This is a genomic window from Kutzneria kofuensis, from assembly GCF_014203355.1.
Lineage (GTDB): Bacteria > Actinomycetota > Actinomycetes > Mycobacteriales > Pseudonocardiaceae > Kutzneria > Kutzneria kofuensis.
This window is the reverse complement of sequence record NZ_JACHIR010000002.1, coordinates 159,176-179,344: the sequence shown is the minus strand read 5'-3', so window position 1 is coordinate 179,344 and position 20,169 is coordinate 159,176. Positions and strand designations below refer to the sequence as shown.

Genomic DNA, 20,169 nt, shown 5'->3' with positions numbered 1-20,169 from the left:
GGTGGTGCACCTCGTTCTGCTGTTGTCGGCCCTGTACAGCGTGCTGCCGTTGGTGTGGCTGGTCACCTCGGCCACCAAGTCGCTGGGCGACTTCTCCACCACCAGCGCGTTCGCGTTCGGCCACTGGAACCTCGGCGCCAACCTGAGCGGGCTGTTCGACCAGGACGGCGGCGTTTTCCTCTGGTGGATCCGGAATTCGCTGCTCTACGCCGGCCTCGGCGCGGTCCTCGGCTCGCTGATCTGCACCGCCGCGGGGTACGCCATCGCCAAACTCACCTTCCCCGGCCGGCGGTTGCTGTTCGCGTTGACACTTGCCGGCGTGCTGGTACCGACCACGGCGCTGGCCCTGCCGCTGTACCTGCTGGCGGCGCAGCTGCACGTGGTGGACACGTTCTGGGCGGTGTTCCTTCCGTTGCTCACCAACCCGTTCGGTGTGTACCTGGCCCGCGTGTACGCCGACGCGGCGGTGCCGGGTGAGGTGTTGGAGGCCTCGCGGATGGACGGCGCGGGGGAGCTGCGGACGTTCTTCACCGTCGCGCTGCCGATGATGCGACCCGGCCTGGTCACGGTCCTGTTGTTCCAGTTCGTCGGGATCTGGAACAACGTCTTCCTGCCGCTGGTGATGCTCACCGACCCCAAGCTGTTCCCGATGAGCCTCGGCCTGTACCAGTGGAGCACCCGCGTCACCCAGTTCCCGCAGTACACGCCGCTGGTCATCACCGGGTCGCTGCTGGCGGTGCTGCCGCTGGTGGTCGCCTTCGTCGTGCTGCAGCGGCAGTGGCGGTCCGGTCTCGCGACCGGGGCGGTCAAGTGAAGCCGGAGACGCTGCTGGTCATGGGCCTGGACACGCTGTCGACGCAGTTCGGCCCCGAGGAGATGACCCGGCTGCGGGCGACCGCGTCGCTGCGTGAGCCGATGTGGGTCGACGAGCTGTCGTCCCGGCGGGCGCGGGCCCGACTGTCCGAAGTGGAGGTGCTGATCACCTCCTGGGGCTGTCCGCCGCTGGACGAGGACGTGCTTCGCGGAGCGCCACGGCTGCGGGCGGTGCTGCACGCCGCCGGAACCGTGCGTGGCCACGTCGGGGACGCCGTCTTCGATCGGGGCATCCGCGTCACCACGGCGGCCGACGCCAACGCGGAACCGGTGGCCCGGTTCGCCCTGGCCGCCATTCTCTGGGCCTTCAAGAAGGCGCCCTTCCTCGCCGCCGACGCGCGGACGTACCGCTCGGACTGGAGCTATCGCGAGCATCGGGGCGAACTGTCCGGAGTGGACCGGACCGTGGTCGTCGTGGGGTTCTCCCGCATCGGTCGCCGGGTGGTCCGGCTGCTCCGGGACCTGTGCGACGTGCTGGTGGTGGATCCGGTCGTCGACCCGGCCGAGGTGGCGGCCGCCGGCGGCCGGCTGGTGTCGATGGCCGAGGCGCTGCCGCGGGCGGACGTGCTGAGCCTGCACGCGCCGCTGCTGCCCGAGACCCGTCACCTCATCGGCGCCGCCGAACTGGCCGCGCTGCCGCCCAACGCCACGCTGGTGAACACCGCGCGGGGCGCGTTGGTCGACACCGCGGCGCTGGAACGGGCCTGCGTCGACGGCCTGCACGCCATCCTCGACGTCACCGATCCCGAGCCCCTGCCGGCCGACTCGCCGCTCTACGACCTGCCCAACGTGATGCTGACCCCGCACGTGGCGGGCTCGCTCGGCGCGGAGACCCGGTTGATGGCCGCCTCGGCACTGGCGGAGCTGGAGAACTACGCCGCCGGCCGGCCGCCGCTGGCTCCCGTCACCCGGGCGTCGCTGCGGGTGCAGGCGTGACGGGATGGACGCGGGACGACTGGGTCGCCCTGGCACGGCGGATGCTGACCGCGCTGGAGCCGTACCGGTCGCCGCTGGGCGCACGGGTGGATCTTCCGGGCCCGAACAGCCGGAACGGCGCTGCCTCCGACGGGTTGGAGGGCTTCGCCCGCACGTTCCTGCTGGCGGGTTTCCTCGTCGCCGGTAACGGCGGCGTCGATCCCGACGGGTGGCTGGAGCGGTACGCCGTCGGCCTCGCCGCCGGCACGGATCCGTCGTCGCCGGAGGCGTGGCCGCGGGTCGACCAGCTCGACCAGGCGAAGGTCGAGGCCGCGTCCATCGCCCTGATCCTGCAGCTGACCCGCCCCTGGCTGTGGGACCGGCTCGCGCCCGGCGTGCGGGAACGGGTGGTCGACTGGCTGTCCGGTGTGGTCGGGCAGCCCTACCCGCCGATCAACTGGGTATGGTTCCGCATCGTCGTCGAGTCCTTCCTGCGTGAGGTCGGCGGCCCGTGGTCGGCCGAGGACATCGAGGCGGACCTGGCCGTGCACGCGGGGATGCGACGCCGCGACGGCTGGCTGAGCGACGGGCCGGAACGCGCCTACGACCACTACGTCGGCTGGGCGCTGCATCTCTACCCGCTGCTGTGGACCCACCTGTTCGACGTCACCGGCCCACTGGTCGCGCCCGGGGTTCGCGCCGAGTGGGCCGCCGACCTGACCCGGTACCTGGACGACGCGGTGCGACTGGTCGGCGCCGACGGGGCGCCGCTGATGCAGGGTCGCAGCTTGACCTACCGGTTCGCCGCCGCGGCGCCGTTCTGGGTCGCCGCGCTGACGGGGACCGGCGGGCTGGAGCCGGGGCTCATCCGCCGCGTGACCACGAGCATCGCCAAGTACTTCGTCACCAACGGGGCGCTCGGATCCGACGGCATCCTGAGCCTCGGATGGCAGGGGGAGTGGCCGGCGATCCGGCAGGCCTACTCCGGGCCCGGGTCGCCGTACTGGGCGTGCAAGGGCATGCTCGGCCTCGTGCTGCCCGCCGGTCACCCGGTGTGGACGGCGCCGGAACGGCCGCTGCCGGTGGAGGTCCGTGACGAGGAGCGGGCGGTGACCGCGCCGGGCTGGCTGCTGTCCGCCCGCCGGCAGGACGGCTTCGCCGTCGTGCTCAACCACGGCACCGACCACGCCTTGCCCGGTGATCATCGCTCCGACTCGCCGCTGTACGCCCGCATCGGCTACTCCACGGTCACGATGCCGCCGTCATCGGGCTGGGCCCGGCCGCTGGACAACACCGTGTCCGTGATCGACGCCGATGGTCGCGCCAGCCACCGCGCGGGTTTCCGCACGCTGTACGTGGAGGAGCGGCCCGGCGGCATTCTGCTGGCGGCGTCCAGCGGTCCGGTCCGCTGGGTCGACATCGACGACACCTCGCCCGATCACGGCTCCGGCCGCAGCGGGCCGGTCACCGCCGGACCCGTGCTCACCGTCGCCTCCGTTCTGCGCGGCGGCACCGAGGTCCGCCTGTGCCGGGTCGACGCCGCCGAGCCGGACGAGCGCTGGCGTGCGGTCCGTCTCGGCGGCTGGCCGCTGTCCGGTGGCGACAAGCCGTTGACGGCCAGCGGATCGGCCGCTCGCGCGTCCGTCGGCCGGCTCCGCTCGGAACTGCGGCCGCTACGTGGGTTCGAGCGGAGCGGAGTGGCCGTCGAGCGGGACGTCACGCCGCTCGGGCGGTGGACCGCGACGCCGTGGCTGGCCACGAAGGGGCCGGTCCCGCTCGGCGAGGTGCTCGCCGCCGTGGTGGTGCTCGGTGGCGGTTCGCCGGCGGCGGAACTGCACGTGGTGTCGGACCAGGTTCAGCTGTTCTGGCCGGACAGCCGTCGAGTCACCCTCTCCCTGCCCGCGTTCGGAGGTGCGCAGTGTCCCTGAAACGCTCGCTGTCCCGTGTCGCCGCCTTGGTGGCGCTCCTGCTGCCGCTGCTGCCGGGAGCCGCCACCGCCGCGCCCACGGGCCTGAAGACCAGCGGAACGTCCATAGTGGACGCTCATGGCCACCGGGTGAAGCTGGCCAGTGTGAACTGGTTCGGCGCCGAGTCGGGCGAGTTCGTGGTCGGCGGCCTGGACCGCCAGCCGCTGGACCGGATCGCCCAGCTGATCCGCAACGGCGGCTTCAACTCGGTGCGGCTGCCGTGGTCCAACGAACTCGTCGAGAGCAACCCGGTCGTCGCCGACACGTACCTCACCGCCAACCCGCGGCTGCGCGGCAAGCACGCCCTGGACATCCTGGACGCCGTGATCGACTCGCTCGGCCGGCACGGGCTGATGGTCGTGCTGGACAACCATCGCAGCCGTGGCGACTGGTGCTGCGACGAGGCGCACGGCGACGGGCTCTGGCACACGCCGGCGTATCCCGAGTCCTCCTGGCTGGCCGACTGGCGGTTCATGGCCCAGCGGTACCGCCACAGCCCGCAGGTAATCGCCGCCGAGCTGCGCAACGAGATCCGGCCCGACCCGAGCCAGAAGCTCTCGCCGACCTGGGGCGACGGCAACCCCGCGACCGACTGGCAGGCCGCCGCCGTGCGGGGCGGGAACGCGGTGCTGGCCGTCAATCCGAAACTGCTGGTCATCGTGGGCGGGCTGAACTACCAGCTCGACCTGAAGGGCGTGCCCGCGCATCCGGTGACGCTGTCGGTGCCCGACCGGCTGGTCTACGCCGTGCACGACTACACGTGGGATCACGCCGTCGGCCACCTCACCGACGACGCCGCCTTCGCCGCCGACGAGACGCAGCGGTGGGGTTTCGTCGCGGAGCCGGGGCATCCCTGGAGCGCTCCGGTGTACGTGAGCGAGTGGGGCGGCTGCACGCAGCCCAACGCCGACGGTTCGCTGTGCGCACAGGACCGCCTGACCTACCCGTACACCATGGCGCGGTACCTGAAGAAGGCCGATCTCGACTGGGCCTGGTGGCCGGTCAACGGGACGCAGTCCTCGGGCTACAACCGCACCCGCGGCGCGGTGGAGACGTACGGCCTGCTCAACCCGACGTGGTCCGCGTACGCCAACGACGACCTGATGAGCGTGCTGCACGGCATCCAGCGCCCGGCCTGAAGCCCCCGGGTGTCGAATTCGTCGAATATTCACGGTTCGTTGACAGTGCCGCGAGGGCACGGGCAGCATGGCACGCTGTTCCGGGAGACAGGGGACTCATGTCGACTTCAGGTAAGCGCTTTCTCGTTGCCATCGCAGCGGTTCTGCTCGGCCTGACGGCGGCGGGCACCCCCGTGCTCGCCGCGCCGGTCCGGGCCGGCGACCGAGCCGTCGACTTCGACCGCGACTGGCGCTTCGCGCTGGTGAACACTACGGGAGCGGACGCGCCCGAGCCGGCGGCGACCGACCCGTCCTGGCGAGCGGTGGATCTCCCGCACGACTGGAGCATCGGCCTCGATCCCACCGCCGGCCCGAACACCACCGCCGGCACCGGATACCTGCCCGGCGGACTCGGTTGGTACCGCAAGACCTTCACGCTGCCGAGCTCGCTGGCCGGCAAGAAGCTGTCGATCGAGTTCGACGGCGTGTACATGGACTCCGCGGTGTACTTCAACGGGAAGCCGATCGGCACGCACGCCTACGGCTACACCGGCTTCAACCTCGACCTGACGCCGCTGGCACACACCGACGGCCACACGCCGAACGTGCTCGACGTGAAGGTGCGCAACCAGGTCCCGAGCAGCCGCTGGTACTCGGGCAGCGGCATCTACCGCGACGTGCACCTCGTCGTCACCGACCCGGTGCACGTGACCCGGCACGGCACCTTCGTCACCACGCCGAACCTGGCCAGCACGATCAAGTCCGGCTTCGCGACCGTGCACGTGGACACGACGGCGGTCAGCGAGTCCGGCGACAACCGGGCCCAGCTGGCGGTCACGGTTCGGGACGCCGCCGGCAAGCCGGTGACCAGCGGGACCAGTGTCGTCAGGCTGGGTAGGAAAGCGCTTACCACAGGCCTGGACCTGCGTCTGGACCATCCAAACCTGTGGTCGACCGACACTCCCTATCTGTACACAGTGGACACGAAGCTCTCCGTCGGCGCGCGGGTGGTCGACCAGACCAGCACCACGTTCGGCGTGCGCTGGTTCACCTTCGACGCCAACCAGGGCTTCTCCCTCGACGGCAAGGCGATGAAGCTGCACGGCGTCGACATGCACCACGACCTCGGCGCGCTCGGGTCCGCCGTCGACCGGGACGCGGTGCTCCGCCAGATGCGGATCATGAAGAGCATGGGCGTGAACGCGCTGCGCACCTCGCACAACCCGCCCTCGCCGCAGATGCTGCAGGTGTGCGAGGAACTCGGCATCGTCGTGATGGACGAGGCGTTCGACACCTGGCGCACCCCCAAGGTGAAGTACGACTACGGGCGGTTCTTCGACGCCAACAGCGACGCCGACGTCACCGAGATGGTCAACGCCGCGAAGAACTCGCCGGCGGTGGTGATGTGGTCCATCGGCAACGAGATCCCCGACTCCACCTCGGTCGCGATCGGCGTGCCGATCGCCCGCCGGCTCATCGCCGACGTGCGCGCCGCCGACCCCACCCGGCCGATCGTGATGGGCTCCGACAAGTACCGCCAGGTGCCGGCCGACGGCTCGGCCCAGGACCAGATCCTGCGCATGCTGGACGGTCTCGGCCTCAACTACAACACGGCCGCCTCGGTGGACGCGCTGCACGCCAAGTACCCGACCAAGTTCCTGTTCGAGTCGGAATCCTCCTCGGAGACCTCGACCCGGGGCGCCTACGACAGCCCGGACCAGCTCAACTCCGGTGAGAATTACACGCCGGGCCGGCGGTCGGCGTCCTCGTACGACAACAACCTGGCGTCCTGGACGATGAGCGGGCAGTACTCGCTGAAGAAGGACCGGGACCGCCCGTTCTTCGCCGGCCAGTTCCTGTGGTCGGGCTTCGACTACATCGGCGAGCCGACCCCGTTCGACGACGTGTTCCCGGTGAAGTCCTCGTTCTTCGGCGCGGTCGACACGGCCGGCTTCCCCAAGGACCAGTACTACCTGTTCCGCAGCCAGTGGAGCGCCGACCCGATGGTCCACCTGGTGCCGATGAACTGGACCGACCACCGGCCGGGGGAGCCGGTGACGGTCTGGGCCTACAGCAACGCCGACACCGTCGAGCTGTTCCTCAACGGCAAGTCCCTGGGCGTGCGGAAGTTCGACCAGAAGACGACGACGGACGGTCGGAAGTACCTGGAGACGACCGAGGCCACCGGCGACGACAAGACCGTCACGGGCGGCCCGTATCCGGGCAGCTACACCAGCCCGAACGGCAGCGCCGGCAAGCTCAACCTGACGTGGACGGTTCCGTTCGCCCCCGGCCAGCTCGTGGCGGTGGCCAAGCGCGGCGGCGTCGAGGTGGCCCGCGACGAGCTGCGGACGGCCGGCGCGCCGGCGGCCATCCGGTTGACCGCGGACCGTGGGAGCTCGCTGTCCTTCGTCACGGCCGAGGTCGTCGACGCGAACGGGGTGACCGTGCCGAGCGCGAACAACGAGCTGACCTTCCACGCGTCCGGCGGGCAGCTCGTCGGTCTCGACAACGGACAGCAGGAGAGCGCCGAGAACTACCAGTCGAGCTCGCGGGCGGCGTTCAACGGCAAGGCCCTGGCCATCGTTCGCGGTCCGCTGAGCCTGACGGTGACGTCGCCCGGCCTGCGTTCCGGTTCGCTGAACGGGATGCCGTCGAACGCGGGGCCGGCCGTCAAGGTGAAGCCGGGTGCGGACGCCAGTTTCTCCGGCGCGCCGAACACGCTGCCCGCCGCGATGCTGGACGGCGTCACCACCAGCGGCGGCTGGTCGAACTACTACAGCAAGGCCGCCACCGCGCTGCTGCCGGCCGTGAGCAAGGCGCACGCCGGCGACTGGGTCTCCGAGTCGTGGTCGGCCGCCCGCCAGGTCGGCGAGATCGGCGCCTACTTCACGGTGGACGCGGTGCACTCGCTGCCGGCGTCGATCCGGGTGTCGTGGTGGGACGGGCAGGCGTTCGTGCCGGTGACCAACCCGAAGATCACCTGGGCCGCCGGCTCGAACCAGCCGACGCGGGTGGCCTTCGATCCGGTGTCCACCACCAAGATCCGGCTGGACCTGGACAGCAGCCGTCCCGGCGCCGGCAACGGGTTCCTGCAGATCGCCGAGCTGACGACCGGCTGACCATCGTCACCCCGCGACCCCCGGTGGGTCGCTCCTATGTCTTGAAACGATTCAAGGAGAGGTGTGGCCATGCTCGAACGGCTGACCCGGTGTTGTGTCAGAGCGGTGGCGGCGGCCACCGTCGTGGCGGCGGCCGCCACGACGCTGACCGCGTGCGGCGGCGAGTCGGGCGGTCCGACGACGCTGCGCTTCGTGTGGTGGGGCAACGAGGACCGGGCCAACGCGACCAAGGCCGCGGTGGCCGCGTTCGAGAAGCTCCACCCCGACATCAAGGTCGAGACCGAGTACAGCGGCTACGACGCGTACTTCCAGAAGCTGTCCACGCAGGTCGCCGGCGGCGCCGGGCCGGACCTGCTGCAGCTGGACCGGGCCACCATCGGCGAGTACGAGCACCGGCACGTGCTGGCCGACCTCGGCGGCATGGGGCTGCACCTGGACAAGATCGACGCCAACCTGCTGGCCGGCGGCAAGGTCGACGGCGGCCAGTACGCGGTGCCGGCCGGGCAGACGACCCAGATGCTGGTGTTCGACCCGGCCCGGTTCACCGCCGCCGGCGTGACCGTGCCGACCGAGAAGGGCCAGAGCTGGACCTGGGCGCAGTTCACCGACGCGATCACCAAGGTCGGCGCGGGCGGGGTGGCCGGCACCACCGACTTCGGCTGGGCCATCGACTGGTTCGAGGTGTGGCTGCACCAGCACGGCAAGTCCCTCTACACCGAGGGCAAGCTCGGTTTCGACGCCGGTGACCTGCGGACGTTCTGGACGTTGACCGGGTCGCTGCGTGACCGCAAGGGCGTCACGGCGGCCACCGCCACGACCAAGATGGACGGTTCGACGCAGAACTCGGCGCTGGTGGGCAAGCAGTCGGCGTCGGAGATCAACTACGACTCCAGCCTCACCGGCTACCTCTCGTCCTACGGCGCGCAGCTGGCCGCCGCGCCGCTGCCCAGCGACGGCAAGGACACCGGCATGGCCGCGATGCCGCCGGTGTCGTTCGCCGTGTCGCAGCGCTCCAGCCACAAGGACGCGGCGGCGAAGCTGCTCGACTTCCTCGTCAACGACCCGGCCGCCGGCAAGATCCTCGGCGCCACCCGCGGCCTGCCGCCGAACCAGGACATCCGCACCCAGGTGTGCGGCGCGGCCACCGGCGCGAACAAGGCCGTGTGCGACTACGAGGCGGCGCAGCGGGACAAGGTGGGGCCGGCGTTCGGGGCCTGGCCCACCGGGTCGTCGGCCATCAAGCGGGACTTCCAGCGCACCTACGACGACGTCATCTTCGGCCGGATCAGTGCCGCCGACGGCGCCGAGCGGGTGGTGCAAAACGCCGAGCACTCGTTGTCGTGAGGCGCACCCAGGGGGCGGCGTACCTGTTCCTGTCGCCGTGGATCATCGGCGCGACACTGCTGACGGTGGGCCCGATGCTCGCCTCGCTGTACCTGTCGCTCACCGACTACGACCTGTTCGACCCGCCGAAGTGGATCGGACTGGACAACTACCGGGTCATGTTCACCGAGGACGACCGGTTCTGGGCGGCGGTCGGCACCACCGTCCGGTACGTGCTGTTCTCCGTGCCGCTCAAGCTCGTTCTCGCGCTGGCCGTCGCGCTGCTGCTGAACCGGCCGCGGCGCGGCGGCGGGCTGTACCGGTCGGCGTTCTACGCGCCGTCGCTGCTGGGCGCGAGCGTGAGCCTGGCCCTGGTGTGGCGGGCGATGTTCGCCAGCGGCGGCACCGTCGACCGGGTGCTCGCGGCGGTGGGCATCACCACCGGCGGCTGGGTGGACCAGCCGCAGTACGCGCTGTTGGCCCTGGTCGCGCTGGCGGCCTGGCAGTTCGGCGCGCCGATGGTCATCTTCCTGGCCGGTCTCAAGCAGATTCCCCGTGAGCTGTACGAGGCCGCCGCGATCGACGGCGCCGGGCCGCTGCGGCGGCTGGTGAGCGTGACGCTGCCGATGCTGTCGCCGGTCATCCTGTTCAACCTGGTGCTGGAGACCATCCACGCGTTCCAGGCCTTCACCGGCGCCTTCGTGGTCAGCAGCGGGCGCGGCGGTCCGAGCGACTCGACCCTGCTCTACACGCTCTACCTCTACCAGCGGGGATTCACCGACTTCCGGATGGGTTACGCGTCGGCGATGGCGTGGGTGCTGCTGGTCGTCGTCGCCGGCGTCACCGTGCTGTTGTTCCGCGGTGCGCGTGGCTTGGTGTTCTACGCGGGGGAGGGGCGATGACACGACCGCTCGTATGGCACGTCTTCGTCGTGCTCGTGCTGCTGGTGCTGCTCTACCCGGTGATCTGGCTGGTGAGCACGTCGTTCAAACCGGCCGAGGAGGTGCTGTCCGGTCTCGCGTTGCTGCCCAAGGCTCCCACCACGGACAACTACACCCAGGTGTTCGGCGGCGTGGGCGGCTTCAGCGTGTGGCACTACCTCGGCAACTCCCTGCTGGTGTCGGTCGGCGCGGTGCTGGGCAACGTGATCTCGTGCTCGCTGGCCGCGTACGCCTTCGCCCGCCTGCACTTCCGGGGCCGGGGGCCGATGTTCGGCTTCATGATGGGGACGATCATGCTGCCGCAGCACGTCGTGCTGATCCCGCAGTACGTCATCTTCCAGAAGCTGGGCATGGTCGACACGTTCTGGCCGCTGGTGCTGCCCAAGTTCCTGGCCACGGACGCGTTTTTCGTGTTCCTGATGGTGCAGTTCATCCGTGGCCTGCCGCGGGAACTCGACGAGGCCGCCACCCTGGACGGCTGCGGTCCGGTGGGCACGTTCCGGCACGTGGTGCTGCCGCTGCTGCGGCCGGCGCTGGTCACCACCGCGATCTTCACGTTCATCTGGACCTGGAACGACTTCTTCAGCCAGGTCGTGTACCTCAACGACCCGAGCCGGTTCACGCTGCCGCTGGCGTTGCAGATCTTCGTCGACCAGAGCACGCAGTCGGCCTACGGGCCCATGTTCGCGATGTCCGTGCTCGCCCTGGTGCCGATCGGGCTGTTCTTCCTGGCGTTCCAACGGTTGTTGGTGGAGGGCGCGGCGACCTCGGGGCTGAAGGGATGACGCGGTCGCTGGGGTTGTTCGCGGAGGTCGGGCTGATCGGCGTGCTGGTGTGCTCGGCGTCCGTGCCGATGGTGACCTCGCTCGGTGCGGTGGCCGCGGGATCGGTGCTGTTGGGCGAACTTCTCGACACCGGCCGGACTCCCACTGCTGCCCGGTTTGTTTGGTTGCTGGGGCGGGCGTTGCGCGATCCGATGGCCCTGCTCGTGCCCGCTGTCCTCCTGGCTGTCGGTGTGGTGGACGTGGTGGCTCTGCTCGCCGGCGTTCCCTTCGGCCCGGTGATCGGCCTTGCGCTGCTGGCGATCGCCGTCATGGTGCTGCGCAGCGCGGCCCGGTGGTCGCCCGGCGCGTCGTGGGCCGGGTTGCTCGCCGACCCGTTGCCGCTGCGTGACTGGCGTGGCAGTGCCATGGTGGCCGTTGCGTTGGTGGTGCTCGTCGTTGTTGTCGTGCAGGCACCGGCTTTTGTGGTTCTGGCGCCGGGTTTGCTCGTGCTGGCGACGGCGGCTGTGGCGCGGCGGCGGACCCGGTGACGCCTCGGGTGGCGTCGTCCGGCGAGCAGGTGGAGATCATGCCCGCCGCCGCTGCCCGTTCAGCCCAGCCGGAAATCCGCCACCCGGATCGGTGACGGGGTGGTCCCGGTGGATGCCCGCTGGTACAGCACCGACAACACTCCCTCGCTGCGTACCCGGGAGGTGTCCACGTCGACCTCGCCGAAAGCCCCGAGCTGGTCGGCGCCGAACACCTGGGTCCAGTCGGTCCAGTTGCTGGCCCTGGTGGCGGCCACGATCCGGCCGAACGGCATGACCACGTAGGCGTTGTCGTTCCGGTCGAAGACCAGCTTCGAGCGCTGGGTGGAACCGGACGGCACGGGGATCTCCACCTTGGACCAGGAGCCGTTCGCCGCCCTCGACAGGAAGAAGGTACGGCCGTTCCGCTGCCGATCCGACTGGTAGTTGGTGACGCACTGGGTGAACCGGCCGGGCACGTAGCTGATGAGCACGTGGACGGCGCCGGTCGAATCGGCGGCCTGGCTCTCCTGGTTCATCAGGCCATGGTTGGGATCCAACGGGTCGACGACCAGGCCGGGAGAGTTGATGGAAACGGCTTGTCCGCCGGTGGAGCCGACGAGGGTGCCGGCGTTGTTGCGCCAGGTGCGGCCGCGATCATCGCTGTAGACGTAGCCGGTGTCGTGATTGGACAGTCCGCCGGCGGCGCACAGCACGCCGGTGTTGCCCTCCCGCCACGTGAACGTGGCGAACAGTCGACCGCTCGGGGCGTAGTCGATACCGTGCAGGTACATGTTGCGGGTGGTGCTGACGACGCCGTTGGGACCGGTGTAGTTGCCGGTGGCGGACTGCCACCGGCCCAGCTTGGTCCACCGGCCGCCGGCGTACTCGGCCAGCTCGTTGCTGCCGTTGCCGGAAGCGCCGGTGCGGTAGGACAACTGCAGGGCGCCGGTCGGCGTGACGAGGAACTGGGGGTACGTGATCGAGCCCAGGTCCACGCCGCCCAGAGTGCGTTGCACAGAGCCGAAATCGGCGCCGGTCCAGGAATGTGAGGCCGGGTGCGACACCAGACCGGCGATCGAGGCGACGTAGTAGACGGGATTGTCGTGGGTGTCCATGGCGACGTGCAGCCGGCCGTCGGCAGGGGAGACGCCCAGCGAGATGACGTTGTGCGAATCGTTCGTCGACAGCTGGTGCGGCAACTTCACCGTGCTCCACGAGCCCGACGGCAGCTGGCGCCGAGCGATCACGGCGCTCCGGTCGGCGGTGTACCAGGCGGTGTACTGGAAGCCGGCGTAGGACAGGATCCCGCTCTGCTGGAAGGAGTCGTTGTTGACCAGCCCGTCGTACGAGACGAAGTACAGCGCGGTCGGATCCAGCTGGGTGTCGGCGATCCTGGTCACGCCGGTCGGGCCGGCGGCTTGCGCGAGGCCGGGCGAGGTAGCCGTGGCCACCAGGCCGGTTGCCGTCACAGCCACCAGCAAGGTGTGCAGGAAACCACCTTTGTGCATTGCTGTACCTCATTCCGAGTGGGGTCCGCCGGCACGCCGACGGACCCCGTACGCAGGGGTCTAGGCCTGGACCAGGCTGAAGTCGTCGACGTTGACCCAGTTGCCGGCATTGGCGTTGGCGGACACGCCGACCTGGATCGTCCCGTTGGTGACGGTGACGCCGGAGATGGTGACCTTGGTCCAGCTGCCGATGGACTGGTTGACGGCGTGGTCCATCTCGCCCGCGCCGAAGTTCCTGGCGAAGATGTTCGCCGCCTTCTGGCCGCCGCTGCTCTGGACCCACGCCGACAGGGTGTAGGTGCCGTTCGGCAGCGAGATGTTCTGGTACATGCTGGCGTTGTAGGCGGAGGAGGAGCGCAGCGTCATCGCCCAGCGACCGGTGTGCCCGCCGGAGTAGTTGCCGCCGACGTTACCCGAGTTGGTCCAGCCGGCCAGCGTGCTCTGCGACACCCGGTCGGCCTCGGCGCTCGGATTGAGCACGTAGTTGTTGCCCTTGCCGGTGGCCCACGTTCCCGCGGCGGCGTCGACGGTCCACTCGCTGAGCGAGTGGAAGACCGGCGTCTTGCCGTTGAAGGTGATCGGCAGCCAGTCGTTGTAGCCGATGCCGTTGCCGGCGAAGTCGCTCCAGCGGTCGCCGCCGAACACGACGAACGAGCCCGCCGAGCCGGTCACGGTGAACGCGAGGCCGGTCTGCGTCACGTGCGAGAAGTCGGCGTCCGTGCCCTGCAGCACGAACTCCGAGGAGTAGCCGCTGGAAATCTTGGACGACGTGATGCAGTACGTGTGGGAGGCGTTCCAGCCGTGCAGGTCGGAGGAGCAGAAGTAGTAGGTCCCGTCGTGCTTGAACATGATGTTGCCTTCACGCCCGCCCGACGAGCTGTTGTAGATGTTCGCGGCCGTCTCGACGTGCAGGAAGTCGGACGACCGCAGCGGCGCCACGTAGAGGTGCGAGCGGCCGCTCTTGTTGCTGAAGACCAGGTAGGCCCGCCCGTCGTCGTCGGTGAAGACCGACTGGTCGCCGGACATGCCGGTGGTGACGTTCCCGATGCTCGACTGGGTGCCCGCCACGGCGAAGTGACCCGTCGGCGTGCTGCTGGTCGCGAACACGAGCCCGCTGTTGAGCTGCGAGATCAGGACGTACTTGCCAGTGTTGGGGTTGTGGGCCACGCCCACGCGGCCGACCCAGCCACCGCCGCCCACGTCCGAGGCGGTCAACGCGTTCCCCTCGAACTTCCAGTGCGCCAGGTCGGTCGAGGAGTAGACGGTGATGGCGCTGAACGAGGTGTCGCCGTTCTTGCCCTTGGCCGGATTGTTGTAGTAGGTGACCGCCCCGTTGTACTTCGCGCCGTACCAGTAGTACGTGCCGCCGACCTTCAGCACCCCGCCGCCCTGGGAGTATATCGGGTTGCCGGCGGTGTCCTTCCAGAAGACGTCGTTCTGGATCGTCGCGGAAGCCTGGGGGGTGGCGGCGTTCGCGGTGGTGACGGTTCCGAAGAACGTCAGGGTGGCGGCAGCGGAGAGAAGAAGCGAAGCGATCGTCCTTCTTGTTGTTTTCCTCAGCATCTCACGTCCTCTGGTGTCGATGGCCTCGGCGTCGCAGCGAGCGCGAGTGTCACCGGTGGGAAGGCGCCCGGCTGTGTTGGAAAGCGCTTACCTGACCCGTCGGATCGAAACCCTCATCCAAGATCATTTCAAGGGCCGGCGTCTGCCGTTCGAGAACGCGCGCGGCGGCCGCTTCCCGTCTCTTGGCTCCAGGACAGGGATCCGCGGCCGTGGCGTGAGAGCGGACGGGCGTCATGCCAGCGTGTTCCGGGCCCGCCGCGCGCCTGGCGTCGATCGTGCGGCGCGTCGTCGCCGTCCCCGGCCGCCGCGCCGATTCCGCTGAGAACCGGAATGTCCGTCTGAAACTTTCAGCGGCCTGACACGAGGACACTGACCGCCGGGAGCGGTCAGTGTCCTCGTCCGGCCGGCCCGCGTGGTCAGTGATCCGTTGACGGGCGGCTCAACCGCATGGGCGCCAGGCTGATCTGGTCGATGTTCGGCGCGGTGTCCGAGCGGAGCGCGTCGCCGACGTCGCTGCCGGAGTGGATGACGCCGACGGTCGTGCCGTCCCAGTTGTACTGCTGGTTGGCGATGAACCTGATGGTGTTGCCGCCCTTGGTGAGCCGCACGGGGACGGTGCGGGTCCAGAACTGGTTCCAGTCGAAGGTGTTGGCGAAGTTGACGTGGAACGTGGGCCCGCCGTTGACGCTGATGTCGGCGGGGGCGGTCATCAGGTCGGGGTTGTAGTGGTTGGCGAGGATGCCCTGGTTGTTGGCATAGCGGATGGTCATGGCGTAGGTGCCGGTCACGGGCGCCTGCACGGTCATGGTCAGCGAGTTGGCGTTGCCGCCGCCGATGCCGGTCACCACGCCGCCGTGGGCCTGGCCGTATCCGGTGTCCACGCGGCCGGTGCCGGTCAGCGTGCCGTCCTCGGCCTGGTACGTGGCGATGTCCGCGCCGCGGTCCACCGGGGTGGTGGTGAGCTCGTCGAGCGCCACGCGACCACTGTGGCCGGTGACCACGACCTTGTTGATGCCCGAAGTGAGGTACACGCGGTCGGTGTCGGTGGACCACCGGGCCCCGCCGCCGGCAAGGTTTCCGGGCAGTGCCTGGTCGTTCACGGCAACCGTGGCGGTTCCCGCACCACGCGAACGGAACGCCAGGTCGGTATAGCCGTCGGAGGCGGAGTACACCCAGAACGTCGCGGTCTGGCCGCGGTCGAGACCGACCACGCCGGCGCCGGACTGGCCCTGTGCGTGATAGTCCGGCACGGCGCCGCGCAGATCGGCCTGCTCGGCCTCGTAACCGGTCGAATTCCGGGCGGCGTCGGCCAACCGCAGGTCGATCTTGTTGATGATCGCGTCGCCGTGGGTGGCCGCGCCGTCGGGGCCGGTGGTCGACAGGCTGATCCGGTGGTCGCCGGCGGCCAGGTGGACCGCGGTGTCGGCGTGGTTCCAGATCACCCAGCCGTATCCGTCGGGCAGCCACACCTGTTGCGGTGTGCCGCCGTCCACGCCGAGGAAGACGTTGGTCGGTCCGGACACGTTGGCCGCCTGGGCGTTGCTGCCGGCGAAGACGCGCAGCGTGTAGTCGCCGGTGGTGGGAACGTTCACCGGGAACGTGATGACCGTGTCCGACCCGGTGCGCAGCCCGCCGACATCGGTGTCGCCGTAGGTGGCGAACCCGCTGAGGTTGCTCGGCGTGCCCTCGGTGTTGGCGTTCCATCCGCTGCCGGTGATCGTCGCCTGGGCGGCCGGGTAGCTGGCGTGCCAGCTGTCGTCGATCGGGGACGACGAACCGGTGCCGCCGGGGGACAGGATGATCTGGTACGCGTTCATCGACGTCGGCTCCTGGGCAGCGGAGACGACGGTGGCGTCGCGGCCGTGGCCGGACGAGTCGGCTGCGGCGGCGCCGCCGGTCTCGTCGAAACGGTAGTCGGCGACGTCGCCGGCGGCGGCCTGGCCGGCGGCGAGCCCGGCGACCTCCGCTGAGGACAGGGCCCGGCCGTAGACGGCGAAGTCGTCGACCTTGCCGTTCAGGTCGGGGTCCGCGGAGTACTGCGAGCGGCCGATCCAGTTCTGCGTCGTGGCGCCCACGTCGGCCGGGTGCAGCGTCATGTTCGGGTTGGTGCCGACCGCCTTGCCGTTGACGTACAGCGTGCCGGTGTTGCCGGAGACCGTCACCGTGACCTGCGACCAGGCGTTGGTCGGCAGCGTCCCGGTGCCGTCGATGCGCTGCTCGGCGGACCCGCCGCCAGTGGTGATCGCGAACCGGATCGCGCTGCCGGCGTTGAGGGTGAGGAACATGTTGGCGTTCGTGCCGGAGCCGAAGTCGAACAGCCGGGTCCACGTGCTGTTCTGGGCCGGGTTGACCCAGGCCGAGACGGTGAAGTCGTGCAACCCGTCGACCACGCCCGCGGGCAGGTTCACGTATTCGCCGTTGCCGCACAGTTTCAACGCGGCACCCACTCGTCCGGCGGCCCGCGCACCGGTCGCGGTGCAGTCGCCGCCGGCGGACGGTCCGGCGATGTCGACCGGGAGGGAGACCGAGCCGTCGGCGGCGACCCGCACGTCACCGTCGAACATCCGGGCCGGGGTGGCCGCGGCGCCGGTCATGCCGCTCCAGTCGTCCTCCTGGACGGTCGCGTGCACGGTGCGGCCGAACACCGCCGGGTCGACGTGCTTGACCACGACATCCGCCGGCCCCGCCGGGCCGCCGCCGACGATGATCCGTGCCTGCCGCTTGGCCTTGTCCAGCGTGGCCACGCCCTGCAGGGTGTTGTCGGTGTCGCCGTGGGGCGGGGCCACGGCGACGGTCTGGCCGCTCATCGACGAGTACCAGTGGTAAAGCCACCACTGCGCGTTCGGAATGTTGTTCTGCGACACCGAGTCGCCCAGGGTGCCGTTCTGGTTCCAGTACGGCAGGTCGCCGTCGACCTTGCTGTCCTCGATCGCGGACAGCCACGGCACCATTCGACCCGGACTGGTGAGCTGGTACCGGGCCGCGTACTCGTTCAGGTTCACCGTGCGGTGCGCGATGCCGAGCGACGTCTCCAACTGCCGGTAGGCCGCCACGTTCGGCCGCACCGTCGAGGTGTTGCCCAGCTCGTGCCAGGTCATCACGTCCGGCAGGCAGTTGTTCTGCTTGCAGAACGCGAGGAAGGTGCGGAGCTGGTCGGGGTGGTAGGAGTAGAAGTTGGGCCCGGCGATCCGGGCCTGCGGCCACAGTCCCTTGAGAAACCGGTAGGTCTGCAGCCACTCGTCGTCGAACGCCGCCAGCTCGGCCGGGTCGGTGGTCAGGCCGGAGAACCAGTTGCCGTCCGGCTCGTTGTACGGCACCAGGACGATGTGGTCCCGGTGCGGGTCGGCGAGGATCTGCTCGACCTCGGTCCGCAGGTATCCCTGGTACTGCGCGTAGCTGGTGCGTTCGTACGGGAAGTTGCGGTACACGTCGGTCATGTACACGAACAGGTCCCGACCGCCGCCGGCGAAGAACGGCTTCGCGACTTCGAGAGCGTCGGAACCGGGATGCTGCTGGCCGTCCTGTGCCTTGGTGTCGACGGTGGCGAGGCCCATGCCGGCGATCAGGTTGTCGCTGGGCACGCCTTGGTCGGAGAGGCCGTACAGCGCACCGGAAGCGCCGCCCCGGAACGACCCGGTCGGCGTGCCCAGGTCCACCGCGAGGGTCTCGGCGGCGTGCGGTGTGACGACCGCGGTCGCGGGCGGGCTCGCCCCGGCCACCCCGGCGGCGGCCACGGCGAGGGCGGCCACCAGCGACAAGGCGGTCCATGTCGATCTCATGACGTTCTCCTCGGTCGGCAGGGTCAGGAGTTCGGCGTGTGATCGGCCACGTGGGCGCGGGCCAGCAGGAGGTACACGCTCGCGGTCCAGGTGTAGGCCCGGTCGCGCAGGCCCTCGCCGGTGAGCGCGTCGAAGTTCTCGGCGAAGCCGGATGCCTCGCACAGCGCCCGGAACCGGTCGGAGACCCGCCGGGCGAGGTCGCCGTGTCCGGCGCGGCGCAGGCCGTCGACGACCAGCATGGTGGCGGGGGCCCAGATCGGGCCGCGCCAGTAGCCGTCGGACCGGTAGTGCGACGACGCGGGCAGCTCGCTGGCCAACCCGTGCGGGGTCAGATGCGCGGCGATCCGTTCGGCCAGCACCGTGCCGACCGAGCCGGGCAGGTGCTCGCCGAGCACGATCGGCATCAGGTCGAGCAGGCTGTCGGTGGACCACTTCTGTCCGGTGTGGACACCGCGGGTGTAGAAGCGGTCGCCGGTCCACAGCTCGTCCAGCAGCGCGTTCCGAGTGGTCGTGGCCAGGCCGTCCCACCGGGCGGAGTCGTCGGCCAGGCCGAGTTCGGCGGCGAGGTCGGCCAGCTCACGCAGCTGCAACACGAGGAACGCGGCCAGGTCGGCGGTGACGACGACCCGCTCGGGATCGAACGTGGTGGCGTTGTCCCAGCCGCTGTCGTTGCCGTGCTGGTAATGCGGCAGCGCGTCGCCGGGCGCACGCCGGCAGGTGAGCCAGAAGTCGGTCCAGCGGGCCACCCGGTGGTAGGCCTCGATCAGCTCGTCGCGGCCCAGCCGTCCGACCAGCAGCCGCCGCAGGGCGCCCAGCGCCCAACCGTGGATCGGCGGCTTGACGAAGTTGTACAGCACCTCGGAATGGGTGACCGAGTCGGGCAGCACGCCGGTCGGGTCCTGGTGGTCGAACATCACCGAGAACTGATCCCAGGCCAGCTCCGGCGCGCCAGGTGCGAGGGCCAGCGCGTTGAAGCAGTGGTCCCAGCTCCACACCTTGTCCATCCAGTGCTTGGACATCAGCACGCCGGGGCGGCCGAGGAAGCCCTCCGGCGCCACGGTGGCCGACCACAGCACGTAGCAGGCCAGCTCGGCGGCGGGGGTGTCGTCCCGCCGCCACGGCGCGACCGCGTCGACGAATCCGGCGAAGGCGTCGGCGCTCGCCCGCACGACCTGCTCGAAGTCGCGGGCCGCACGGTAGGGTGCGCCGACCCCGCTCAGTTCCTCGATCGCGATCTCCCACGGGTCCCCGGTGACCGTGAGCCCTCGCTCGGCGGCGCCCAGCGCCTGCGCGCCGAACACCTCCGCCACCTGCCCGGCGAGCACGGTGATCCGGTACCGCCGCCCGGTTTCGTAGGCGGTGAAGGTGTATCCGCCGCCGGACGCGTCCGGGCAGAAGTAGGCTCCGGTGAACGGGGTCAGCTCCCTGGCCGCCGCTTCGATCCGCAGACCCGGCCCGGTGCCGCGCAGGCGCACGGCGTCCGGCGTGTCGTAGGCGAGGTCGACACGCCCACCGGCGTGCTCCCAACTCAACACGGCCGGCGTGGCCCGGATCGTGGCGTCGATCCGCTGCCCGGTCGACGGGTCGACCGGCACGAGGCGCAGCACACCGTGCATCCCGGTGCGGTGCGAAACGAGGTGCAGGTCGTCGGCCCGGGAGTGCTGGCCGAGCACGGGGGAGATGCCGAACCAGGAACCGTGGTGGGAGAACGGGATGTCGTGGACGGAGAACTCGGTGACGGCGCTCATCGGTCGGCACTCGATTCGTTC

At 70.0% G+C, this 20,169-nt stretch carries 13 protein-coding genes; 9 read left to right on the top strand and 4 right to left on the bottom strand.

Annotation, left to right across the window (positions count from 1 at the left end; translation table 11 throughout):
- The first annotated feature begins 4 nt into the window (after positions 1–4).
- From BJ998_RS39975 to BJ998_RS39935, 9 genes are all read left to right on the top strand, one after another.
- On the top strand, positions 5–814 hold the full coding sequence (locus BJ998_RS39975) for a carbohydrate ABC transporter permease (RefSeq protein ID WP_312890647.1): 810 nt from the start codon (positions 5–7) through the stop codon (positions 812–814).
- Positions 811–1,809 carry a hydroxyacid dehydrogenase gene (locus BJ998_RS39970; protein WP_312890609.1) on the top strand — a complete coding sequence of 333 codons (999 nt, stop codon included), beginning with the start codon at positions 811–813 and terminating at the stop codon, positions 1,807–1,809. Before BJ998_RS39975 ends, BJ998_RS39970 begins: the two co-directional genes overlap by 4 nt.
- Complete coding sequence (locus BJ998_RS39965) at positions 1,806–3,716, top strand: DUF2264 domain-containing protein (protein ID WP_312890608.1); 1,911 nt, start codon at positions 1,806–1,808, stop codon at positions 3,714–3,716. Before BJ998_RS39970 ends, BJ998_RS39965 begins: the two co-directional genes overlap by 4 nt.
- Entirely contained in the window at positions 3,707–4,894 is a 1,188-nt protein-coding gene (locus BJ998_RS39960; RefSeq protein WP_184869339.1) for a glycoside hydrolase family 5 protein, read from the top strand. The genes BJ998_RS39965 and BJ998_RS39960 overlap by 10 nt, the downstream gene beginning before the upstream one ends.
- Positions 4,895–4,992: 98 nt before the next feature.
- Positions 4,993–7,995 carry a glycoside hydrolase family 2 TIM barrel-domain containing protein gene (locus tag BJ998_RS39955; protein WP_184869338.1) on the top strand — a complete coding sequence of 1,001 codons (3,003 nt, stop codon included), beginning with the start codon at positions 4,993–4,995 and terminating at the stop codon, positions 7,993–7,995.
- 69 nt (positions 7,996–8,064) lie between these two features.
- Positions 8,065–9,339, top strand: a complete 1,275-nt coding sequence (locus tag BJ998_RS39950) for an ABC transporter substrate-binding protein (protein ID WP_184869337.1) — start codon at positions 8,065–8,067, stop codon at positions 9,337–9,339.
- The gene (locus BJ998_RS39945) at positions 9,336–10,220 is read left to right on the top strand and encodes a carbohydrate ABC transporter permease (RefSeq protein ID WP_312890607.1); all 885 of its coding nucleotides are present in this window, start codon (positions 9,336–9,338) and stop codon (positions 10,218–10,220) included. The genes BJ998_RS39950 and BJ998_RS39945 overlap by 4 nt, the downstream gene beginning before the upstream one ends.
- Positions 10,217–11,044, top strand: a complete 828-nt coding sequence (locus BJ998_RS39940; RefSeq protein ID WP_184869336.1) for a carbohydrate ABC transporter permease — start codon at positions 10,217–10,219, stop codon at positions 11,042–11,044. The genes BJ998_RS39945 and BJ998_RS39940 overlap by 4 nt, the downstream gene beginning before the upstream one ends.
- Positions 11,041–11,571 (top strand): hypothetical protein, encoded by a 531-nt coding sequence (locus BJ998_RS39935; protein WP_184869335.1) that lies wholly within the window; start codon positions 11,041–11,043, stop codon positions 11,569–11,571. Before BJ998_RS39940 ends, BJ998_RS39935 begins: the two co-directional genes overlap by 4 nt.
- Positions 11,572–11,630: 59 nt before the next feature.
- Here the strand turns inward: BJ998_RS39935 and BJ998_RS39930 are convergent, their stop codons facing one another.
- The 4 genes from BJ998_RS39930 to BJ998_RS39915 all read right to left on the bottom strand — a co-directional run bounded on the left by BJ998_RS39930 (position 11,631) and on the right by BJ998_RS39915 (position 20,148).
- Complete coding sequence (locus BJ998_RS39930; protein WP_184869334.1) at positions 11,631–13,058, bottom strand: BNR repeat-containing protein; 1,428 nt, start codon at positions 13,056–13,058, stop codon at positions 11,631–11,633.
- Between the two features lie 60 nt (positions 13,059–13,118).
- Positions 13,119–14,621 carry a family 43 glycosylhydrolase gene (locus BJ998_RS39925; protein ID WP_184869333.1) on the bottom strand — a complete coding sequence of 501 codons (1,503 nt, stop codon included), beginning with the start codon at positions 14,619–14,621 and terminating at the stop codon, positions 13,119–13,121.
- A 416-nt stretch (positions 14,622–15,037) separates the two neighbouring features.
- Positions 15,038–18,400 (bottom strand): LamG-like jellyroll fold domain-containing protein, encoded by a 3,363-nt coding sequence (locus tag BJ998_RS48865; protein ID WP_184869332.1) that lies wholly within the window; start codon positions 18,398–18,400, stop codon positions 15,038–15,040.
- 23 nt (positions 18,401–18,423) lie between these two features.
- Positions 18,424–20,148, bottom strand: a complete 1,725-nt coding sequence (locus BJ998_RS39915; protein WP_184869331.1) for an amylo-alpha-1,6-glucosidase — start codon at positions 20,146–20,148, stop codon at positions 18,424–18,426.
- Between the last annotated feature and the right edge of the window lie 21 nt (positions 20,149–20,169).

Bases quoted from the DNA above. Each gene is read 5' to 3' on its own strand.
- BJ998_RS39955 (WP_184869338.1), top strand. From the start codon at position 4,993: ATGTCGACTTCAGGTAAGCGCTTTCTCGTTGCCATCGCAGCGGTTCTG.
- BJ998_RS39950 (WP_184869337.1), top strand. From the start codon at position 8,065: ATGCTCGAACGGCTGACCCGGTGTTGTGTCAGAGCGGTGGCGGCGGCC.
- BJ998_RS39940 (WP_184869336.1), top strand. From the start codon at position 10,217: ATGACACGACCGCTCGTATGGCACGTCTTCGTCGTGCTCGTGCTGCTG.
- BJ998_RS39935 (WP_184869335.1), top strand. From the start codon at position 11,041: ATGACGCGGTCGCTGGGGTTGTTCGCGGAGGTCGGGCTGATCGGCGTG.
- BJ998_RS39930 (WP_184869334.1), bottom strand. From the start codon at position 13,058: ATGCACAAAGGTGGTTTCCTGCACACCTTGCTGGTGGCTGTGACGGCA.
- BJ998_RS39925 (WP_184869333.1), bottom strand. From the start codon at position 14,621: ATGCTGAGGAAAACAACAAGAAGGACGATCGCTTCGCTTCTTCTCTCC.
- BJ998_RS48865 (WP_184869332.1), bottom strand. From the start codon at position 18,400: ATGAGATCGACATGGACCGCCTTGTCGCTGGTGGCCGCCCTCGCCGTG.
- BJ998_RS39915 (WP_184869331.1), bottom strand. From the start codon at position 20,148: ATGAGCGCCGTCACCGAGTTCTCCGTCCACGACATCCCGTTCTCCCAC.